At 71.2% G+C, this 3831-nt stretch carries 2 protein-coding genes and 2 pseudogenes; 3 read left to right on the top strand and 1 reads right to left on the bottom strand.

Annotated features, from left to right (window positions below):
• Positions 1–1160, bottom strand: a pseudogene (locus VD972_RS36070) (peptidase S41); the annotation flags it as partial.
• A gap of 285 nt (positions 1161–1445) precedes the next feature.
• Here VD972_RS36070 and VD972_RS36065 point away from each other — a divergent pair.
• From VD972_RS36065 to VD972_RS36055, 3 genes and pseudogenes are all read left to right on the top strand, one after another.
• A complete protein-coding gene (locus VD972_RS36065; RefSeq protein WP_324993354.1) occupies positions 1446–1715 on the top strand; it encodes a hypothetical protein in 270 nt (89 codons plus the stop codon).
• Positions 1716–3593, top strand: coding sequence for a DUF4129 domain-containing protein (locus VD972_RS36060; RefSeq protein ID WP_324993353.1), 1878 nt, complete (start codon positions 1716–1718; stop codon positions 3591–3593). It begins immediately after the preceding gene.
• Positions 3586–3831: pseudogene (locus VD972_RS36055) on the top strand (hypothetical protein); the annotation flags it as partial. The gene VD972_RS36060 and the pseudogene VD972_RS36055, both read left to right, overlap by 8 nt.

Raw genomic sequence — 3831 nt, 5'->3', positions numbered from 1 at the left:
CCTCCCACGTTCTCCAGCATCAGGGGAAGGAACAGGGGAACGCTGCCTGAGTACGTCGCATCAATGGAAACGTGCCCATCGTGGATGGCTTCACCGAACCGCTGGAGCACCTGCACGAGCCGCTCACGATTCATGGGCCCTGAGTCCACCTCCAGCAGGCTCTCCTGCAGGCGCTCATCGATCGTGTCCCCGACAACGGGGAAGTAGGGGAAGAAGCGTCGGAGGGCCGCGTGCATCGTGATGAGGTTGGCCCTCGCGATGCCGCGCGTCTGGGCCATCTCGGTGGCTCGGGCGAGGGAGGACTTCTGGAGCAGCCCGGCGCGCGTCGGCTTGAGGCCCCGGTCCACTGAAGGGGGAGTCCCCAGGCCCGGCAGCTCCCCGAGGCTGGCCTCGAGCCCACTCGTCAGCGGACGGTCCGCCGTGAGGACATCCGGCACCCTGCCCTGCTCATCCTCGAGGACCTCGGTGCGGATGGCGAGGCCCCGCGCCCCCACCGGCACCCAGCGGGACTCCGCGACGGCCGTGATGACGGGCTCGCCGAAGATCCAGGCCCGCCGGGCCAGCCGCAGCTCCACCGCGAAACGGGCGGCAGCGGGTGCCAGGGAGGGGCCCGTGAGCAGCGCCACGGGCAGCTCCTTCGTCCCCGCGGGCGCGAAGGAAGGCAGCGTCCTTCGTGCAATGCTGTGCTCGTAGACGTTCCCGTTCTCGGTAGCGACCTCGTCCAGCATGCCCACGTACGTGTGGACCTTACCCGGAGGGCGGGCGATCGGCTGGGTGCTCACCGCGGCGATGGCCCTGGCCAGAGCCTCCTCCAGCCGAGGATCGGCGGGCAGCCCTCGGAGATCGATGGCCACGGCCTGGGCGGAGGGCGGCAGGAGGAGCTCTCCCGTCCCCGGGTAGATGACCGCGACGCTCCCGGCCTCCTCTACCCGCACAGCCTGGAGTGGCTGCGGAGCGGCATCGAGGGCACAGACGGTCTCGAGCTCCTGGGCGTAGGTGCCCACCGCCGCGTTCCAGTCAACGGAGGCGCCCTCCAGGGCAGTCACCAGCGCCTGATCCGCGCCCTCGCTGCTGATCCCCGCACTGAAGAAGCGCACCAGCGCGTGGGCCTGGGACATCGCGAGAGGCGCTGGCAGCATCCCGGCAGGCCCGGAGGCCACGTGTTCGCACCAGCTCGCCGGGGCCTCGGGGGGAGGCGGCGGGTCCTCGGGAGGGCCTCTCTGCGGGTCAGAGCAGGCCAGGAAGAACAGGAGTGCCACTCCCACCCGGCTCAGGCCCACCCTGGAAGTGCGCCGCGCCCGGCTTCCCATCGCAACCGCTGGGTTTCCCGCCATCTTGAGGATCCTCCGTTCCTCGTCGAGATCGTCCGGAGCATAGCCGGTCAACCCTCCCCCGGAGCCACTGAGGGGTAGGACAGAAGGCTCGGGATTTCGTAGGCTGGCGCCATGCTCCAGGGCTCGGGCCGCTGCCACTACCACCCGGATCGCGCGGGGCTCGGCATCTGCGTCGAGTGCCGGCGGGTCATCTGCCGGGAGTGCACCACGCAGTTCGAGGGCATCAACCGCTGCGCGAGCTGCCTCCAGAAGCGCCTCAAGGTCCTGGAGGGCCCTGCGGAGCGCCGTGACTGGTCGGCGGGCAACGTGGTGCTGGCGCTCTTGAGCGCGGCCATCGTCTACGGGGGAGTCCGCCTGGCGATCGGGCTGGTGGGATACTGAATGGCCGTCTCCGCGCTCGAGCTTCGCCCCCGAGGCGCCGTCGCAATCCTGGATGCCGCCCTGCGGCTCTGCTCGCGCAACACGGGCGTCTGGGCGCTCACGCTGCCCGGTGGGGCGCTCGTCACCGCGGCCCTCCTCCACCTGGCCGACGCGGCGACGCACCGCCGGCCCCTGGCCCTGCCGGCGCTGGGGTTCACCCTCGCCTGGCTCATCCGCGGCCTCCTCCAGGGCGCCACCTGCCACTACGTCCAGGAGCTGCTCCTGGGGCAGAAGGAGCCGAGGGTGCGCTCCAGCCTGCGCGCCGCCCTGGGCCGCATGCCCAGCCTCTTCACCGCCGTGGGCTTCCTGCTCGTCTTCAACGCCGTCACGATCCCCTTCTCTCTGGGGCTCGCCTTCTTCCTGCTGTCGTCGCACCTCGTCGGCTACGCCGCGACCATGCAGGGCCGGGGAAGTCCCCTCGGGCTGTACGGGCAGTGCTCGCGGCTGCTCGGCCCCGCGCGAGGCAGCGCCACGGGCGTGCGGATGATGCTGCTCATCCAGGTGCTCACCTTCTTCAACCTCCACATGGCCGCCAATGTCTTCTTCTGGCTGGGACGGAAGCTGCTGGCCATCGATCTCACCTTCGCCGAGCGCTTCGCCTCGCTCGACAACCCGTCCTGGCTGATCTTCCTCGCCGCGCTCACCTTCACCCTCTTCGAGCCCATCAAGGCGGCCACCGCGACGCTGCTGCTGGTGGACGGGCGGGTGCGCCAGGAAGGGCTGGATCTGCTCGCCGCCGTCCAGCAGCTCCCCGCGCGGGGGAGCGCACGCTCGAGCCAGAGCGCTGCGCTCGTCTTCCTGTGCCTGCTGCTCGGCGGCTCTGCGGCGCGGGCCCAGGCCGAAGAGGAGCCCGTCCCCCGCTCGGAGCTGCGTCAACGCCTGGAGGCGGTGGCCGCGAGCTGCGAGTACGAGGGCACGGAGCTGAAGCCGGGCCTCGACGCCGCGGACTCCCTGAGCCAGGCCGAGGAGGCCAAGCTCCAGCGCCTGCTGCGCGCCGTGGAGCGGCTGGCGAAGGATGACGAGGACTGCGAGGGGGCCACGGAGGCGCTGAGGAAGGGCCTGACGCTGGTCGAGCAGACGGCGGCGCTCGAGCGGGCCGCGCCAGACGCGAGGGCCGCCTCGTCGAGAGCCCGGGACATCCTCTCGCGGCCCGAGTTCGCCGAGGCTCCTCCCCCGCCGGACAAGCCGGAGCAGGCCGCGGAGGAAGAGTCCGCTCCGCCCGAAGAGAGCGGCTGGTGGAAGGACTTCAAGGAGTGGCTGAAGAACTGGCTGAAGAAGCTCTTCGAGCGAGATCGGGAGCCCTCCCGGAGCCCTGTGACGTTCACAGGGGCGAGCGGCGCGGGTGCGGCCAACATCCTGGTGGTCATCGTCATCGGCGTGGTGCTGGTCGTGCTGGTGACCGTGCTGCTGCGCGCCCTGGGCCGGCGGCAGAAGGAGGAGAGCGCACAGCTCGAGGTGAGCACGCTGGACTCCACGGCGCTCGCCCAGGATCCCATGAGCGCCCTGTCCCGTCCGCCGGAGAGCTGGGCCCACCTCGCCGACGAGCTGGCCGCCCGGGGCGAGTACCGCGAGGCGGTGCGCAGCCTCTACCTGGCGCTGCTGTCCCGGCTGCACCGCGAGGGCGCCATCCTCTACGACTCCACCCTGAGCAACTGGGACTACCTGCGCCAGTTCAAGGGCCGCCGCGAGTGGCTGCCGCCCTTCCGCGAGCTGACGCGCCGCTTCGACTTCGCCTGGTACGGCAACCTGCCCGTGGGCAAGGACGGCTACCACGCCTTCCGCACCCTCACCGAGCCGCTGCTGACGGCTCCCGCGCACCCGGAGGCCACCGGTGCGTGATCGTTTCCCACTGCTCGTGGTGGGGGGACTGCTGCTCCTGGCCCTCTTCGGCAACCTCCTGCTGCGCGGGGCCTCGCGCGGCGGGTTCGCGGACACCCTCTCGACCTACCGGGCCTCGGAGGGCGGCGCGCGGGCGCTCTACCTGCTGGCCCAGGAGAGCGGCCTGCCGGTTGTCCGTCGCTCCGCGGATCTCCAGGTGCTGGACAAGGAGTCCACCTCCACGGTGATCCTGCTGGCG

The organism is Hyalangium sp., assembly GCF_035629615.1.
Classification (GTDB): domain Bacteria; phylum Myxococcota; class Myxococcia; order Myxococcales; family Myxococcaceae; genus Hyalangium.
Note: the sequence above shows the minus strand (reverse complement) of the source record. Positions and strands in the feature narration are given on the sequence as shown.